This is a genomic window from Cellulosimicrobium sp. NPDC057127, from assembly GCF_042670945.1.
Taxonomy (GTDB): Bacteria; Actinomycetota; Actinomycetes; order Actinomycetales; family Cellulomonadaceae; genus Cellulosimicrobium.
Window position 1 is genome coordinate 138,817 of the sequence record NZ_JBHUUP010000003.1, and the last position, 16,919, is coordinate 155,735.

Annotated in this window: 11 protein-coding genes and 1 tRNA gene; 7 read left to right on the forward strand and 5 right to left on the reverse strand. The window is 74.4% G+C overall.

Annotation, left to right across the window (positions count from 1 at the left end; all coding sequences use genetic code 11):
* The first annotated feature begins 19 nt into the window (after window positions 1–19).
* A complete protein-coding gene (locus tag ACFTZA_RS04125) occupies window positions 20–3,961 on the forward strand; it encodes a Pls/PosA family non-ribosomal peptide synthetase (RefSeq protein WP_378191065.1) in 3,942 nt (1,313 codons plus the stop codon).
* A gap of 67 nt (window positions 3,962–4,028) precedes the next feature.
* Window positions 4,029–5,366, forward strand: coding sequence for a M1 family metallopeptidase (locus ACFTZA_RS04130; protein WP_378191067.1), 1,338 nt, complete (start codon window positions 4,029–4,031; stop codon window positions 5,364–5,366).
* Window positions 5,367–5,388: 22 nt separating this feature from the next.
* On the opposite strand, the gene ACFTZA_RS04135 is transcribed toward ACFTZA_RS04130, so the two are convergent.
* Both ACFTZA_RS04135 and ACFTZA_RS04140 read right to left on the reverse strand, forming a co-directional pair.
* Window positions 5,389–6,012 (reverse strand): 4'-phosphopantetheinyl transferase family protein, encoded by a 624-nt coding sequence (locus tag ACFTZA_RS04135; protein WP_378191069.1) that lies wholly within the window; start codon window positions 6,010–6,012, stop codon window positions 5,389–5,391.
* 72 nt (window positions 6,013–6,084) lie between these two features.
* Window positions 6,085–6,158, reverse strand: a tRNA-Leu gene (locus ACFTZA_RS04140).
* A gap of 160 nt (window positions 6,159–6,318) precedes the next feature.
* Between ACFTZA_RS04140 and ACFTZA_RS04145 the strand changes: the two genes are divergently transcribed.
* Window positions 6,319–7,005 carry an ANTAR domain-containing response regulator gene (locus tag ACFTZA_RS04145; RefSeq protein ID WP_378191071.1) on the forward strand — a complete coding sequence of 229 codons (687 nt, stop codon included), beginning with the start codon at window positions 6,319–6,321 and terminating at the stop codon, window positions 7,003–7,005.
* 228 nt (window positions 7,006–7,233) lie between these two features.
* Window positions 7,234–7,863: a GNAT family N-acetyltransferase gene (locus tag ACFTZA_RS04150; protein ID WP_378191073.1), complete on the forward strand. Its 630-nt coding sequence runs from the start codon at window positions 7,234–7,236 to the stop codon at window positions 7,861–7,863.
* 19 nt (window positions 7,864–7,882) lie between these two features.
* Here the strand turns inward: ACFTZA_RS04150 and ACFTZA_RS04155 are convergent, their stop codons facing one another.
* Entirely contained in the window at window positions 7,883–8,308 is a 426-nt protein-coding gene (locus ACFTZA_RS04155) for a hotdog fold thioesterase (RefSeq protein WP_378191075.1), read from the reverse strand.
* On the opposite strand from ACFTZA_RS04155, the gene polA reads away from it, so the two are divergent.
* The gene (polA, locus tag ACFTZA_RS04160; RefSeq protein ID WP_378191077.1) at window positions 8,307–11,012 is read left to right on the forward strand and encodes a DNA polymerase I; all 2,706 of its coding nucleotides are present in this window, start codon (window positions 8,307–8,309) and stop codon (window positions 11,010–11,012) included. The genes ACFTZA_RS04155 and polA overlap by 2 nt on opposite strands.
* Window positions 11,013–11,054: 42 nt before the next feature.
* On the opposite strand, the gene ACFTZA_RS04165 is transcribed toward polA, so the two are convergent.
* Window positions 11,055–11,900 (reverse strand): class I SAM-dependent methyltransferase, encoded by an 846-nt coding sequence (locus ACFTZA_RS04165; protein ID WP_378191079.1) that lies wholly within the window; start codon window positions 11,898–11,900, stop codon window positions 11,055–11,057.
* 202 nt (window positions 11,901–12,102) lie between these two features.
* On the opposite strand from ACFTZA_RS04165, the gene ACFTZA_RS04170 reads away from it, so the two are divergent.
* Window positions 12,103–13,128: a 6-phosphofructokinase gene (locus ACFTZA_RS04170; protein ID WP_378191081.1), complete on the forward strand. Its 1,026-nt coding sequence runs from the start codon at window positions 12,103–12,105 to the stop codon at window positions 13,126–13,128.
* Window positions 13,129–13,378: 250 nt separating this feature from the next.
* Window positions 13,379–14,872 (forward strand): 30S ribosomal protein S1, encoded by a 1,494-nt coding sequence (rpsA, locus tag ACFTZA_RS04175; protein ID WP_378191083.1) that lies wholly within the window; start codon window positions 13,379–13,381, stop codon window positions 14,870–14,872.
* 156 nt (window positions 14,873–15,028) lie between these two features.
* Here rpsA and ACFTZA_RS04180 read toward each other — a convergent pair whose 3' ends face one another.
* Entirely contained in the window at window positions 15,029–16,891 is a 1,863-nt protein-coding gene (locus ACFTZA_RS04180; protein WP_378191085.1) for an ABC transporter ATP-binding protein, read from the reverse strand.
* Window positions 16,892–16,919: the final 28 nt, after the last annotated feature.

Below are 16,919 nucleotides of genomic sequence, written 5' to 3' on the forward strand. Positions count from 1 at the left end.
GTCCCACAGCAGGAGCAGCGTGCCGCACCCGACCACGACGCCCGACCCGCTCCTCGCGGCGACCCGGGCCCCCGCACCCCGCACGCTCCTGGAGGTCCTCGCCGCCACGGCGCACGAGCACCCGGACGCCCCCGCGATCGACGACGGCACGGTCCTGACGTACGCGCAGATGCTGCGCGAGGTCGAGGTCCGCGCGTCACGGCTCGTGGAGCAGGGTGTCGGGCCGGGTGAGCGGGTCGGCGTGCGCGCGACGTCCGGCCGCGCGGACCTGTACCTGTCGATCCTCGCGATCCTCACGGCCGGGGCGGCCTACGTCCCGGTGGACAAGGACGACCCCGAGGAGCGGGCCGAGCTCGTGTTCACGGAGGCGGGGGTGCGCGCGGTCGTCGGGGACGACGCCCGCCTGGCCGTGCCGCCGGGAGCGGAGCCCGGTGCACGGGCCGGCGAGGCGCCGGGGCTGCAGGACGACGCGTGGGTCATCTTCACGTCGGGCTCGACCGGCACGCCCAAGGGCGTCGCGGTGAGCCACCGCAGCGCCGCGGCGTTCGTCGACGCGGAGGCGCGCCTGTTCCTGCGGGACGCGCCGCTCGGACCGGGCGACCGGGTGCTCGCGGGCCTGTCCGTGGCGTTCGACGCCTCGTGCGAGGAGATGTGGCTGGCGTGGCGGCACGGGGCGTGCCTGGTGCCCGCGCCGCGGTCGCTCGTGCGCACGGGCGCGGACCTGGGACCGTGGATCGCGGCTCAGGGCATCACCGTGGTCTCGACCGTCCCGACGCTCGCCGGGCTGCTGCCGCCCGAGACGCTGCGCTCCGTCCGCCTGCTGATCTTCGGCGGCGAGGCCTGCCCGCCCGAGCTGGCGGCGCGCCTGGCCGTGCCGGGCCGCGAGGTGTGGAACACCTACGGCCCCACCGAGGCGACCGTCGTCGCGTGCGCGGCGCCGCTCGACGGCGAGGGGCCGGTCCGGATCGGGCTGCCGCTCGACGGCTGGGACCTCGCGGTCGTCGGTCCCGACGGCGCGCCGGTCCCGCCGGGCGGCACGGGCGAGCTGGTCATCGGCGGGGTGGGCCTCGCGCGCTACCTGGACCCCGGGAAGGACGCCGAGAAGTACGCGCCGCACCCCGGGCTGGGCTGGGACCGCGCCTACCGCAGCGGCGACCTCGTGGTCCGCGACGACGCAGGGCTGCTGTTCGTCGGGCGAGCCGACGACCAGGTCAAGGTCGGCGGGCGTCGGATCGAGCTCGGCGAGATCGACGCCGCGCTGCTCGGCCTCGACGGCGTGAGCGCCGCCGCGAGCGCGGTACGCCGTTCGGACGCGGGGAACCAGGTGCTCGTGGGGTACCTGGTGGCCGACCCGTCGCGCGCCCAGCCGCTCGACGCGCGCGCCGGCGTGGACGCGCTGCGCCGCACGCTGCCCGCCGCGCTCGTGCCGCTGCTCGCGGTGGTCGACGAGATCCCGACCCGCACGTCGGGCAAGGTCGACCGCGACGCGCTGCCGTGGCCTCTTCCCGAGGGGTCGCAGCTCGCGGCCGAGTCCCGTCCGGTGGAGGGCGCGGAACCGTTGAGCGCGACCGAGGAGTGGGTCGCGCAGGTGTGGCACGGGGTGCTCGGCGCGGCGCCGCAGGTCGCCGACGACGACTTCTTCGAGCTCGGCGGGGGGAGCCTCACCGCGGCGCAGGTGGTCTCGGCCCTGCGGGAGCGCCTGCCGAGCCTCACGGTCGCCGACCTGTACGACAACCCGTCCGTCGGCGAGCTCGCGGCGCTGGTGGAGCGCGAGGCCGGTGCTGCGGCCCGCACGGCCGGTCCGTCCGGCGCGGCCGAGCCGCCGGCAGGACCGGCCGTCCCGGTCGCCCGGCGCACGCAGGCCGTGCAGCTGCTCGTGCTGCTCGCCCTGCGCACGCTCGCGGGGCTGCGCTGGCTGACGGGTGTGGCCGCGATCAACAACGTCCTGGCCGCGACGACGCCCCTCGCGTTCCTCCACCCGGTCTCGTGGTGGTGGGTCGTGGCCGGCTGGGTCGTGCTCGTGAGCCCGCCGGGGCGCCTTCTCGTCGCGGCGGGCGGCGCGCGCCTGCTGCTGCGGGGCGTGCGCCCGGGACGCTACCCGCGCGGGGGCGGCGTCCACCTGCGCCTGTGGGCCGCCGAGGGGCTCGTCGGCGCGGCCGGCGGCGTGACGGTCGCCGGTGCGCCGCTCGTGGGTCTGTACGCGCGCCTGCTCGGCGCGAAGGTGGGCCCGCAGGTCGAGCTGCACACCCTCCCGCCGGTGACGGGCATGCTCACTCTCGGCGCGGGGTGCGCCGTGGAGCCGGAGGTGGACCTGTCGGGGTACTGGGTCGACGGCGACACGCTCCACCTGGGACGGGTCCGCGTCGGCGCGGGCGCGACGGTCGGTGCGCGGTCGACGCTGCTGCCGGGCGCGCGGATCGGCAAGGGCGCCGACGTGGCCGCGGGGTCCTGCGTGTCGGGGCGCGTGGGCGCGCGCGAGTACTGGGCGGGGTCGCCCGCGGTACGGGTGCGCAGCGAGGTGCGGCACCCCTGGCCGGCGGCCCGGCCGCCGCGCCGACGACGCTGGGCGCTCGCGTACGGCGTGAGCGGCGTCGCGCTGAGCCTCCTGCCGGTCGTGGCCGTCGCCACCGGGCTGGTGGTGCTGGTCGCGGGCGTGCCCACGGCGGGCGCGACGGACGTCTCGGCGCTGCTCGGTCCGCTCGCGGCACGGCTCCCGCTGGCGGCCCTCGCGGGCGCGGCGGCCTACGCGCTGCTGACGCTCGGGTGCGTCCGGCTGCTCGCGCTCGGCCTCCACGAGGGCTTCCACGCGGCGCACAGCCGCCGGGGCTGGCAGGCGTGGGTCACGCAGCGGCTCATGGACTCCGCGCGCACGGCGCTGTTCCCGCTCTACTCGAGCGTCGTGACGCCCGCGTGGTTGCGGCTGCTCGGCGCGCGCGTGGGACGCGACGTCGAGGCCTCCACGGTCGTGGGGCTCCCGTCGATGATGGAGGTCTCGCGCGGCGCCTTCCTCGCCGACGACACCATGGTCGCCCCGTACGAGCTCGGCGGCGGTTGGGTGCGCGTCGCCCGCGCGCGGGTGGGCAAGCGGGCGTTCCTCGGGAACTCGGGGATCACCGCGCCGGGCCGGTCGGTGCCCAAGAACGGCCTCGTGGCGGTCCTGTCGGCCGCGCCCGCGAAGGCCCGGTCGGGCTCGTCGTGGCTCGGGAGCCCGCCCACGCGGCTGCGGCGGGTCGCGTCCGAGGGGGCGGACGAGTCCCGCACCTTCTCGCCGCCCACGCGCCTGCTCGTCGCGCGCGGCGCCGTCGAGGCGCTGCGGTGGTCGGCGCTCGTGTGCTCCGCGGGCCTCGCGGTCGCGGTCGTCCTCGTGCTCCAGGCCGTGGTGGACGCCGGCGGCTACGGCGCGGCGGCGCTCGGGTCCGGCGTGGTCCTGCTGGCCGCGGGCGTGACGGGTGCCCTCCTGACGACGGCGGTCAAGTGGCTCCTCGTCGGCCGGTTCCGCGCGGGCGACCACCCGTTGTGGAGCACCTTCGTGTGGCGCAACGAGCTCCAGGACACGTTCGTGGAGACCGTCGCCGCGCCGTGGTTCGCCGAGCACGTGTACGGCACGCCGCTGCTCACGGTCTGGTTGCGCACCCTCGGTGCGCGGGTCGGCCGCGGCGTCTGGTGCGAGACCTACTGGCTCCCGGAGGCGGACCTCGTGCACCTCGCCGACGGGTCGACCGTCGGGCGGGGGTGCGTGCTGCAGACCCACCTGTTCCACGACCGCGTGATGAGCCTCGGCACCGTGCACGTCGGCACGGGCGCGTCCGTCGGGCCGCACGGCGTGGTCCTGCCGGCGTCCGTCGTGGCGGACGGCGCCCGTGTCGGCCCGGCGTCGCTCGTGATGCGTGGTGAGCTCGTGCCCGCCGGCTCCCGGTGGCACGGCAACCCGATCGTCCCGTGGACGCGCGACCCGGCCTGACGTCGGGGACGGTGGTGCGACCCCGTCGCGTACGATGCGGCGACCCGACCCTGGAGGACTGCGGAACGTGGCACGCCGTCATCGCTCGCCGAACGCCCCCGACCCGTACGCCCCGCACCGCGGGTCGACCGAGCACCACGTGGACCGGTACGGCCTCGACCTGACGTACCGCGTGCGTCCCAACCGCCTCGACGGCCTCGCGACGCTCGACGTCGTCCTGGACGCGGACGTCGACGCCGTCGAGCTCGACCTGGTCCACCTGCGCGCGTCGCGCGTCACGGTCGACGGGTCGCCCGCGCGCTTCTCGCAGGGCGCGGACCGCCTGCGCGTACGGCTCGGCCGCACCGTGGCCCGCGGGACGGCCCTGCGGCTCGAGATCGCGTACGGCGGGCGCCCGCGCCCGTCCATCGGCCCGTGGGGCGACGTCGGCTGGGAGGAGCTCTCGGAGGGCTCGCTCGTCGCCGGGCAGCCCGACGGCGCGCCCACGTGGTTCCCGTGCAACGACGGCCCGGCGCACAAGGCGACGTTCGAGATCTCCGTCACCGCGGACGCCGGGTACGTGGTGGCCGCCAACGGGCCCCTGCTCGAGGTCGCCCGCCGTGCCTCGACGCGCACCTGGCGGTTCGGCCCGACCGCGCCCATGTGCACCTACCTCGCGACGGTCCTCGTCGGCCGGTTCGACGAGATCGACCTCGTGCCGGCGGGGCAGGCGCACGCCTCGGTGGCGCAGAGCGCGCTCGTGCACGCGGCGCAGCGGGACGACGCCCGCACGGACCTCGCGGGGCACGCCGCGATGATGCGCGCGTTCGAGGAGAGGTTCGGCCCGTACCCGTTCCCCGAGGGCTACCGTGTCGTGGTCACCGAGGACGAGCTCGAGATCCCCCTCGAGGCGCAGGGGCTGTCGGTGTTCGGGGCGAACCACGTCGACGGCGAGGGGACGTGGGACCGGCTCGTCGCGCACGAGCTGGCGCACCAGTGGTTCGGCAACAGCGTGTCGGTCGCGCGCTGGCAGGACATCTGGCTCAACGAGGGCTTCGCCTGCTACGCGGAGTGGCTGTGGTCGGAGGCGGACGGGCGCGAGCCGGCGGACGACCACGCGCGCGCCGCGCGGGCCCGGCTGTCCTCGCTCACCCAGGACCTCGTCGTCGCGGACCCGGGTCCGGACCTGATGTTCGACGACCGGCTCTACAAGCGCGGTGCGCTGGCGGTGCACGCGTTGCGCCTGGAGCTGGGCGACGACGCGTTCTTCGCGCTGCTGCGGCGGTGGACCGACGAGCACCGGTACGGGTCGGTGACCACGGACGACCTGCGCGAGCTCGTCCGGGCTGCGCGCGACGACCTCGACCCGCTCCTCGACGCCTGGCTGCTCGAGACCGCGCTGCCGGAGCTGCCCCCGGCGCCGTGACCCCTGGGTGGTGCGGTCCGCCTCACCGGGCGAGCGTCGCCACGGCGGCCACGTGCCCGCCTGCGAGCCCCGCGACGTCGAGGAGGCGGACGTCGTCGAGCGGACCGAGGTGCGGGGGAGCCAGCAGCAGGGCGGGCGGCTCGTCGGGGGCGGACAGCACGAGCGCGGACGGTGCGACGACGAGACCGTGGCCGGTGGCCTTGAGCAGCGCCTCCTTGCGGACCCACGTGCGCGCGAGCGCGCGCGGGTCGGCGGGGGAGGGCTCACGGGGGTGCAGCAGCACGTCGGCGACCGGCGCCGCCGCGACCGCCGCGACCGACTCCACGTCCACGCCGACCGGCCCCGTGTCGCAGACGGCGGCCGCGACGAGGCCGGGCGCGGTGCTCACGGACACGTGCAGCCCGGCCGCGAGGGCGGCCGGCAGCTCGGGCTTGCCGTGGCCCGCTGCGCCGCAGGTCCGGCACCGGCGGACCGGCGTCGGCGCCACCTCGACGCCGGCGACCTCCTGCACGATCTCGGCCGCGAGGTGCCAGGCCGCGCGGGAGCGGGCGGCACGGGAGCCGACGGCGCGGGCGTCCGCAGCACCGGCGGGCGACCCCGGCGGCAGCGCTCGTGTGGTGACCGGCCGGGTGGTGACGTGGAGCACGACGCCATTGTCCCCGTCCCCGTCCCCGTCGCCGTCGTCGACGCGCGGGCCGGGCTCGCTCGACGCGCACGGTGCCCCGAGAGGGATTCGAACCCTCACTGTGCCGGGTTTGAGCCGACTGCCTCTGCCAGTTGGGCTATCGGGGCGGGCCGCGGCGCACCCGGGGAACGGGCGCGGCCGCGCGGGGTGAGCCTATCCGCAGGCGCGGCGCACGAGGAACTCCGCGCGTCCTCCGACGGGGCTGGAGCGAGAATCACAGTCCGCGACGCGCGAAAGGTCCGCCGTCACGGCCGCGCGCGCACTACGATGAACCCCGTGAGTGACGAGACAGCGCAGCCCGAGGACAGGACGCCGCTCGACCTGCCCCCCATGATCGAGACCGAGCCGGCCGAGCCGACGCCGCCGTCGACGGGTCGTCCCGCGCGCCGCGCGGTCGTCGCGGAGGACGAGGCGCTCATCCGCCTCGACGTGGTGGAGACGCTGCGCGAGGCCGGTTTCGAGGTCGTCGGCGAGGCCGGGGACGGAGAGACGGCCGTGCGGCTCGCGCTCGAGCTCAAGCCCGACGTCGTCGTCATGGACGTGAAGATGCCCGAGCTGGACGGCATCTCCGCCGCCGAGCGGATCGGCAAGGCGCACGCGGCCCCGGTCGTGCTGCTGACGGCGTTCTCGCAGGCCGAGCTGGTCGAGCGGGCACGCGACGCGGGCGCCATGGCGTACGTCGTCAAGCCGTTCACGCCGGCCGACCTGCTCCCGGCCGTCGAGATCGCGATCTCGCGCTACTCGCAGATCTCGGCGCTCGAGTCGGAGGTCGCGGACCTCGCCGAGCGGTTCGAGACGCGCAAGCGTGTCGACCGCGCCAAGGGCCTGCTCATGACGAAGATGGGCCTGACGGAGCCGGAGTCGTTCCGCTGGATCCAGAAGACGTCGATGGACCGGCGGCTCACGATGCGCGAGGTCGCGGACGCCGTCATCGAGCAGGTGGGCGGCGCCTGAGCCGCTCGAGCGGCCGGCGGCCGCGTCTTCGCCCTCCCGGCACGACCCTTTGTCACGACGGGCGGAGCGGGCTATCGTCTTCGACTGGCGTCCAGCTGTTCCGGGGCGGTGGACGTGGTCGCCACGTAGTGCTCAGTCGGCAGCCGACGGCATAGACACAGCGACGTGGAGTTCTCGCGCCCCCACGTGCTCGGTCCCGTCGGTCCACGGTGCGAACGAGGAGGACACGTGCGCCACGCAGTGGAGGTCAGGCCCGCGACCGGTGACGACCTGCCCCGGATCGCCGCGCTCTGCGCGGAGGCCCGGGCGGAGTCCGCGTCCGGCGCCCAGCTGTGCGCCCCGGACGAGGACCGCCTGGTGCGCCACCTGTCGGTGCTGCTCGCCCTGCCCGGAGGGAGCGTCCTGACCGCGGTCCAGGACGAGCGTCCCGTCGGGTTCGTGCTCGCCCGCGTCCTGGACCCGCACCTCTTCGCCGACGAGCCGAGCCTCTACGTCGAGGCCATCTACGTCGGTGAGGAAGCCCGTCGTCGTGGCGTGGGGCACGCGCTGCTCAGCGCGACGGCCGAGCTCGCCGCCTCCGAGGGCGCGTCGTACGTCTACTCGGTCCCGATCCCGGGCTCGCGCGGGGTGCAGAGATTCCTCGCGCGTCTCGGGTTCGCCCCGGTCGCCGGGCACCGCGTGGTCGCGACGGGTGTGCTGCAGCGACGCCTCGCCGCCGATCTCGCACCCGTGCGCCGCGGTGCGCGGTCTCTGGAGGACCTCATCGCGCGCCGCCGTCGCGCACGGACCGAAGGGCTCAGCGGCCCGGTCGACCTGCGCGAGTTCCAGGCCGAGTACCACCGGCGTCCGGCCTCCTGACGGCCGGCCGCGGGTTGCGTCAGGCGCGGTCGAGGATCATGCACGTCAGGCGTGCCGTGCACACGCGCCGACCTGCGTCGTCCGAGACGACGATCTCGTAGCTCGCGGTCGTGCGGCCGAGGTGCAGCGCCCGCGCCTGCGCGTGCACCCACCCCTCGCGCACCCCCCGGTGGTGCGTGGCGTTGACCTCGACGCCCACCGCCGCGCGGCCCGGACCGGCGTGCAGCTGCGCGGCCATCGACCCGAGCGTCTCCGCGAGGACGACCGACGCACCGCCGTGGAGCAGCCCGGCCGGCTGCGTGTTGCCAGCGACGGGCATGCGTGCCGCGGCGTGGTCGGCCGCGACCTCCTCGACCTCGATCCCGGTCCGCTCGATGAGCGTCCCGTCCGTGGTGAACCCCAGTGCCTCGTAGCCGTGGCGCGGAGCGCCGGTGGTGTCGGTCATGGGCGATAGGTTGGCACCCGTGACGACCTCCGCGCGACCCCGCCTGCTGCTCATCGACGGACACTCCATGGCCTACCGCGCGTTCTTCGCGCTGCCGACGGAGAACTTCTCGACGACGACGGGCCAGCACACGAACGCCGTCTACGGGTTCACGTCGATGCTCATCAACCTGCTCCGCGACGAGGAGCCCACGCACGTCGCGGTCGCGTTCGACGCGGGACGCCAGTCGTTCCGCACCGAGCTGCTGCCCAGCTACAAGGGCACGCGCGAGTCCACGCCGGAGCCGTTCCGCGGCCAGGTGCCGCTGATCAAGGAGATCCTCGAGGCCCTGCACATCCCCACGCTCGAGCGCGCGGGCTACGAGGCCGACGACATCTTCGCGACGCTCGCCACCCAGGGGGCCGCGGCCGGCATGGAGGTCCTCGTCTGCTCGGGGGACCGCGACGCGTTCCAGCTGGTCGGGCCGGACGTCACCGTGCTCTACCCCCGCAAGGGCGTCTCCGAGCTCTCGCGCATGGACCCGGCCGCGGTCGTCGAGAAGTACGGCGTGCCGCCGGAGCGCTACCCCGACCTCGCGGCGCTCGTCGGGGAGACGTCCGACAACCTGCCCGGCATCCCCGGGGTGGGGCCGAAGACGGCCGCCAAGTGGATCACCACCTACGACGGGCTCGACGCCCTGCTCGAGCATGCGGACGACGTCAAGGGCAAGGCCGGCGAGAACCTGCGCGCGCACCTCGAGCAGGTGCGCACGAACCGGCGCCTCAACGCGCTGCTGCGCGACCTCGAGCTCCCGGTCGGGCCCGACGACCTCGTCGCCCGGCCCTGGGACCGCGAGGCCGTGCACCGCGTCCTCGACGCCCTCGAGTTCCGCGTCCTGCGCGACCGGCTCTTCGCCATCGCCCCCGAGGGCGAGGTCGAGGTGGAGTCGGGGTTCGACGTCGACCTCGCGGACGTGCTGCCCGGCGGGCTCGGCGCGTGGCTGGCCGAGCACGGCGAGCGCCGGCTCGGCGTCGACGTGTCGGGCAGGGCCGTCCCCGGCGGCGGCGACGCCTGGGGCCTCGCGCTGTCCGACGACGCCGGGTCGGCCGTCGCGTTCGAGCTCGCCGACCTCGGCCCGGCGGACGACGAGGCGCTGGCCGCGTGGCTGCGGGACCCCGCACGACCCAAGGTCGTGCACGGCGCCAAGCCGGCCTCCCACGAGCTCGCGGCGCGGGGGTACGAGCTGCACGGCGTCGCGTTCGACACCGAGCTCGCGGCCTACCTGTGCCACCCCGACCAGCGCGGGTACGACCTCGGCGACCTCGTGGTGCGGCACCTGCACCGCGAGCTGCGCGCCGACACCGAGTCGGGGGACGACGCGCAGGGTGCGCTCGACCTCTCGCTCGACGGCGGCGGGGAGCGCGAGCGCGACGCCGTGCGCGCTCTCGCCGTGGCCCAGCTCGCCGACGTCCTCACCGGTGAGCTCGCCGACCGCGGCGCGACGCACCTGCTCACGGACCTGGAGCTCCCGCTGACAGGTGTGCTCGCGCGCATGGAGCGCACCGGGATCGCCGCGGACGTCGCCTACCTGACGGAGCTCGAGCAGCACTTCGGCGACCTCGTCGCGACGGCGGCGTCCGAGGCGTACGCCGTCATCGGCCGCGAGGTGAACCTCGGCTCGCCGAAGCAGCTCCAGGAGGTGCTCTTCGACCAGCTGGCCATGCCGAAGACGAAGAAGATCAAGACGGGCTGGACGACGGACGCGTCGGCGCTCGCGGACCTGTTCGTCAAGACCCAGCACCCGTTCCTCGAGCACCTGCTCGCGCACCGCGACGCCTCCCGGCTGCGTCAGACGGTCGAGGGACTGCTGAAGTCCGTCGCGGACGACGGGCGCATCCACACGACGTTCCAGCAGACGATCGCCGCGACGGGCCGGCTGAGCTCGACCGAGCCGAACCTCCAGAACATCCCCATCCGCACGGAGGCGGGCCGGCGGATCCGGCGGGCCTTCGTCGTGGGCGAGGGGTACGAGACGCTCATGACGGCCGACTACAGCCAGATCGAGATGCGGATCATGGCGCACCTGTCGGGCGACGAAGGGCTCATCGACGCGTTCCGCTCGGGCGAGGACCTGCACAGCTACGTCGGGTCGCGCGTGTTCGAGGTCCCCGCGGCCGACGTGACCCCGGCGATGCGCTCGAAGATCAAGGCGATGTCGTACGGGCTCGCGTACGGGCTGTCCGCGTTCGGGCTCTCGCAGCAGCTGACGATCGAGGTCGGCGAGGCGCAGACCCTCATGGACGACTACTTCGAGCGCTTCGGCGGCGTGCGCGACTACCTCACCGGCGTCGTCGACGAGGCCCGCGCGACCGGGTACACCGCGACGATCCTCGGACGTCGGCGCTACCTGCCCGATCTCACGAGCGACAACCGTCAGCGCCGCCAGATGGCCGAGCGCATGGCGCTCAACGCCCCCATCCAGGGCAGCGCGGCCGACATCATCAAGGTGGCGATGCTCGGCGTGCAGCGCGCGATCGACGACCGCGGGCTGCGCTCGCGCCTGCTGCTGCAGGTGCACGACGAGCTCGTGGTCGAGGTCGCGGCCGGCGAGCGCGACGCCGTCGAGGACGTGCTGCGCACCGAGATGGGCGCCGCCGCGCAGCTCGACGTGCCGCTCGACGTCTCGGTGGGCGCCGGCGCGACCTGGCACGACGCGGGCCACTGACGGGCCGTCCCCGTCGCGCGACCGCGCACCGGCGGGGACGGCTCAGCCGGGCCGGCGCGTGCGGAAGATCGCCGTGCCCGGGAGCAGGGCGCCGCGCTCCGGGCCCCAGCCGCCCCACACCTGCGTGTGGTCGACGGGCCACTCCGGCTCGACGACGTCGACGAGCTCGAGCCCGGCCGCGACCACGTCGCGCACGTGGTCACCGATCGTGCGGTGGTACTCGGCGTACACGACGTGCCCCGCGGCGTCCGACTCCACGTAGGGGCGCCGGTCGAAGTACGAGCGGTTCGCCGTGAGCCCACGGGCGCTCGGGTCGTCGGGGAACGCCCACCGGACGGGGTGCGTGACGGAGAACGTCCACGTGCCCCCGGGGCGCAGGACGCGCGCGATCTCGCGGTGGACCGCCTCGGCGTCGGGCACGAACGGCAGGGCGCCGAACGACGTGAAGGCGACGTCGAACGCACCGTCGGCGAACGGCAGCCGGCGGGCATCCGCCAGCACGAGCGGCACGCGCACGCCCGTGCGGGCGTCGAGCTCTCGCCCGGCCCGGAGCATCCCTGCCGAGACGTCCGTGGCGACGACGCGCGCGCCCTGGCCGACGAGCCAGCGCGAGCACTGCGCCGCGCCGGCGCCGACCTCCAGCACGCGGCGTCCGGCGACGTCGCCGAGCAGGTGCGCGTCGCGCTCGCGCAGGCCCTCGGGGCACCAGCAGAAGTCCGCGGCGCCGAGGAAGTCCCCGTGCTCGTCGAGGTACTCCCGCGCGTTGGCGTCCCACCACGACCGGCCCGCCCGGCCGCCCTCCGCCGCGGGGACGTCGTGGTAGCCGGCGCGCGCCGTCGGGCCGGGCGCGCCCTGCTGCGGGGACCGGTCGGGGTGCGGCGTCGTCACGCGGCCATTCTCGGTCACGCGGCGCGGATGGTCCCGTGGCGGGAGGACCTTGGTCGCCGACGCGCCCGGAGTGCGGGATGCGTCACAGGGACGGTCCACATCCTCGTTAGGGTGGGGCCGACGCGGCGCCGCGGGGCCGGTGCCCCGTCTCGCCTGCCGGACGGCGCGAGGGCGCGTGACGACGACGAGACGGAGGACTCAGGTGCGCATCGGACTTCTCACGGGGGGCGGCGACTGCCCCGGGCTCAACGCGGCGATCCGTGCCGTGGTGAAGCAGGGGACGGGGGAGTACGGGCACACCATCATCGGCTTCCGCAACGGGTGGCGCGGCGTCGTCGACGGCGACGTGTTCCCGCTCGGCCGGCAGGACATCCGCAACGTGCTGCCCGTGGGCGGCACCCTTCTCGGCACGGCGAGGTTCCACCCGTCCGCCGAGGACGGGAGCATGGACGCGGTGCTCGCGACCGTCGAGGCGGAGCGCCTCGACGCCCTGGTCTGCATCGGCGGGGACGGCACGCTGCACGCCGCGAGCCGGGTCGGCGAGGCGGGCGTCCCGATCGTCGCGATCCCCAAGACCATCGACAACGACGTCGAGGGCACGGACCTGTCGATCGGCTTCCACACCGCGGTGAACATCGCGACGGAGGCCCTCGACCGCGTGCACACGACCGCGGAGAGCCACAACCGCGTCATGGTCGTGGAGGTGATGGGACGGCACGCGGGCTGGATCGCGGTGAACGCGGGCATCGCGGGTGGCGCGGAGGTCGTCCTCGCACCCGAGGAGCCGTTCGACATCGACCAGGTCGTGAAGTTCCTGCGTCACCGCCACCGGGCGCACGCCAACTTCTCGATCGTCGTGGTGGCGGAGGGTGCCGTGCCGCGCGAGGGGTCGTCGATGGAGTTCACGCAGCAGCTCGGCCGCTTCGGCGAGATCGTCGCGGGCTCCGTGGGCGAGCGCGTGAGTGCCGAGATCGCCGAGCGCACCGGCTTCGACACGCGCCTGACCGTGCTCGGTCACGTGCAGCGCGGCGGGGAGCCGACCCCGACGGACCGCATCCTCGGCAGTCGTTTCGGCGTGGCGGCGGTGGACGCGGTCAGCGCTGGGACCACCGGGGTGATGACGGCGCTGCGCGGCGAGCGCGTCGAGCTGGTGCCCCTGTCCGAGGTCGCGGGCCGGCCGAAGCGCGTCCCGGCGGAGCTGCTGCGCGTCGCGCACGTGCTGGCATGAACGGCGCGCGGGACGGGCGCGCGGGACGGGCGCTGACCCGCCCGAGGGCGTGCGTTGACCCTCGCGGCGGGGGCCGCGTACGATGGACGGCGGTGCATTGCGCCCGTCGCCACGTCGGACCTCGCTCCACGGCCGTGCAGGGAATCCTGCTCGGGTCACGGTAGCGGACCTGTCCGGGCCCGGCGGCACCGCGATCGCCGCACGTCCCTACCCGTACGACTTCCCTGTCCGCATCGGAGCATCGAACTCAATGACCATCTCTACCCCCGCGAAGTCCGCACCCCAGGTTGCCGTCAACGACATCGGCACCGAGGAGGACTTCCTCGCCGCCGTTGACGCGACCATCAAGTACTTCAACGACGGCGACATCGTCGAAGGCACGATCGTCAAGGTGGACCGCGACGAGGTCCTCCTCGACATCGGCTACAAGACCGAGGGCGTCATCCCCTCCCGCGAGCTGTCCATCAAGCACGACGTGGACCCCGGTGAGGTCGTCAACGTCGGCGACGCCGTCGAGGCCCTCGTCCTCCAGAAGGAGGACAAGGAAGGTCGTCTGATCCTGTCCAAGAAGCGTGCGCAGTACGAGCGCGCCTGGGGCACGATCGAGAAGATCAAGGAGGAGGACGGCGTCGTCACCGGCACCGTCATCGAGGTCGTCAAGGGCGGCCTCATCCTCGACATCGGTCTGCGCGGCTTCCTGCCCGCGTCGCTCGTGGAGATGCGTCGTGTCCGCGACCTCCAGCCGTACGTCGGCAAGGAGATCGAGGCGAAGATCATCGAGCTCGACAAGAACCGCAACAACGTGGTCCTCTCGCGCCGTGCGTGGCTCGAGCAGACGCAGTCCGAGGTCCGCTCCACCTTCCTGCAGACGCTGCAGAAGGGTCAGGTGCGCCCGGGTGTCGTCTCCTCGATCGTCAACTTCGGTGCGTTCGTGGACCTCGGCGGGGTCGACGGTCTCGTGCACGTCTCCGAGCTGTCCTGGAAGCACATCGACCACCCCTCCGAGGTCGTCGAGGTCGGCCAGGAGGTCACGGTCGAGGTGCTCGACGTCGACTTCGACCGCGAGCGCGTCTCGCTGTCGCTCAAGGCGACGCAGGAGGACCCGTGGCAGACGTTCGCCCGGACCCACGCGATCGGTCAGGTCGTGCCGGGCAAGGTCACCAAGCTCGTCCCGTTCGGTGCGTTCGTGCGCGTCGAGGACGGCATCGAGGGCCTGGTGCACATCTCCGAGCTGGCCGTGCGCCACGTCGAGCTGCCCGAGCAGGTCGTCAACGTCGGTGACGAGGTCTTCGTCAAGGTCATCGACATCGACCTCGAGCGTCGCCGCATCTCGCTGTCGCTCAAGCAGGCGAACGAGGGTGTCGACCCCGAGTCCGAGGACTTCGACCCCGCGCTCTACGGCATGGCGGCGGAGTACGACGAGCAGGGCAACTACAAGTACCCCGAGGGCTTCGACCCCGAGACGAACGAGTGGCTCGAGGGCTTCGAGACGCAGCGCGAGGCGTGGGAGGCGGAGTACGCCAAGGCCCACGAGCGCTGGGAGGCGCACCGCAAGCAGGTCGCGGAGGCGCAGCGGGCCGACTTCGAGTCGGCGTCCGGCGACACCGGCGCGGCGCCGTCCAGCGGTGGCGGCGGCGGTGGCGGTGGCACCTCGTACTCGTCGGCCCCGGCCGCCGAGGCCACGGGCACGCTCGCCTCGGACGAGGCGCTCGCCGCTCTGCGCGAGAAGCTCACCGGCAACTGATCCGGCCCGCGGCCCTCGTGGTCGCACCCGGTCAGCACGAAGGCCCGTCACCCCGTCCGGGGTGGCGGGCCTTCGCCGTTCGCCGGCCGTGGATGCCACCTCGGCGGACGGCGCTCCGACGGCCGACGCGCTGCGACCGCGCCGACGGCGATGCGCTCAGACGGCGGCGGTCGGTGCGTCCGCGAACTGGGTCCGGTACAGCTCGGCGTAGCGGCCGTCGCGTGCGAGGAGGTCGGCGTGCGTGCCGGTCTCGACGACGCGGCCGGCGTCGAGCACGACGATGAGGTCGGCGGCGCGCACGGTCGACAGGCGGTGCGCGATGACGAGGGACGTGCGACCGCGCAGCGCCTCGGCGAGCGCGGCCTGGACGGCTGCCTCGCTGCGGGAGTCGAGGTGGGCCGTCGCCTCGTCGAGGACGACGAGGTCGGGTGCCTTGAGGAACACGCGCGCGATGGCGAGCCGCTGACGCTCGCCGCCGGAGAGGCGGTAGCCGCGGTCACCCACGACCGTCTGGACGCCGGACGGCAGCGCGGCGACGACGTCCCACACGTGCGCGCGGCGCAGCGCCTCCTCGACCTCGGCGTCGGTCGCGTCGTGCTTGGCGTACCGCAGGTTCTCGGCGATCGTGTCGTGGAACAAGTGCGCCTCCTGGGTGACGACGCCGACGGTGTCGTGCAGGCTGGCCTGGGTGACCTCGCGCAGGTCGCGTCCGGCGATGCGCACGGTGCCGTCCGTCGGGTCGTACATGCGCGTGACGAGCTGGGACACCGTGGTCTTGCCGGCGCCGGACGCCCCGACGAGGGCGACCATGGCGCCGGGCGGGACGGAGAACGAGACGTCCGCGAGCGTGTCCGTCGTGGGGTCCGTGCCCTCGACGGCGACGGACTCGAGCGACGCGAGGGAGACCTCGGTGGCCGACGGGTAGCGGAACGTGACGCGGTCGAGCTCGAGGCTCGCGCCGGCACGGGCGACGTCGTCGGAGAGGTCCGCGGCGTCGGGGGCGTCGACGACCGTGGGCTGCAGGTCGAGGACCTCGAGCACGCGCTCGAAGCTGACGAGGGCCGTCATGACGTCGACCTGGACGTTGGACATCGCGGTGAGGGGGCCGTAGAGGCGGCCGAGGTACGCGGTCAGCGCGACGACGGTACCGACCGTGAGGGACCCGGCGATCGCCATGACGCCGCCGATGCCGTAGACGATGGCGACGGCGACGGACGCGACGACGGTGAGTCCGACGCGGAAGACCGTCCCGTACATGGCCTGCTTGACGCCGATGTCACGCACCTGTCCTGCCTGCGCCGCGAAGCGGGCCGACTCCCGGCCCGTGTCACCGAACACCTTGACGAGGTGGGCGCCCGCGACGTTGAACCGCTCGTTCATCGTCTGGGCGGCCTCGGCGTTGAGCTCGTAGCTCTGGCGGGTGATCGCCGCGAGGCGCTTGCCGACCCAGCGCGCGGGCAGCACGAACGCGGGCAGGAGGGTCAGGGCGAGGAGCGTCAGCTGCCACGACATGGAGAGCATCGCGGCGAGCACGAACACGACCGTGAGGAGGTTGGAGAAGACGTTGGACAGCGTGGACGTGAAGGCCTGCTGCGCCCCGAGCACGTCGCCGTTGAGACGCTGGACGAGCGCGCCGGTCCGCGTGCGGCTGAAGAACGCGAGGGGCATGCGCTGGACGTGGTCGAACACCGCGGTGCGCAGGTCGACGATGAGGCCCTCGCCGATGCGTGCCGAGAACCAGCGCTGCGCGACCCCGAGCCCGCCGGACAGGACGGCGAGGGCCGCCGCCACGAGGGCGAGCGAGACGACGACGTCCGTGCGGTCCTCGGCGATGCCGACGTCGATGATGCGGCGGAACAGGAGCGGGGTCACGGCGCCCGCCGCGGCGTCGACCGAGATGAGGGCGAGGAACGCGGCGAGCCAGCGGCGGTACGGGCGGGCGAACGCGAGGACGCGGTGCACGGTCCCGCGCTGCAGGCGGCGGTGCGCGACGGTGGAGTCCTGACGGAACGAGCGCATGCCGCCGCCACCTCCTGGGCCGTGCGCA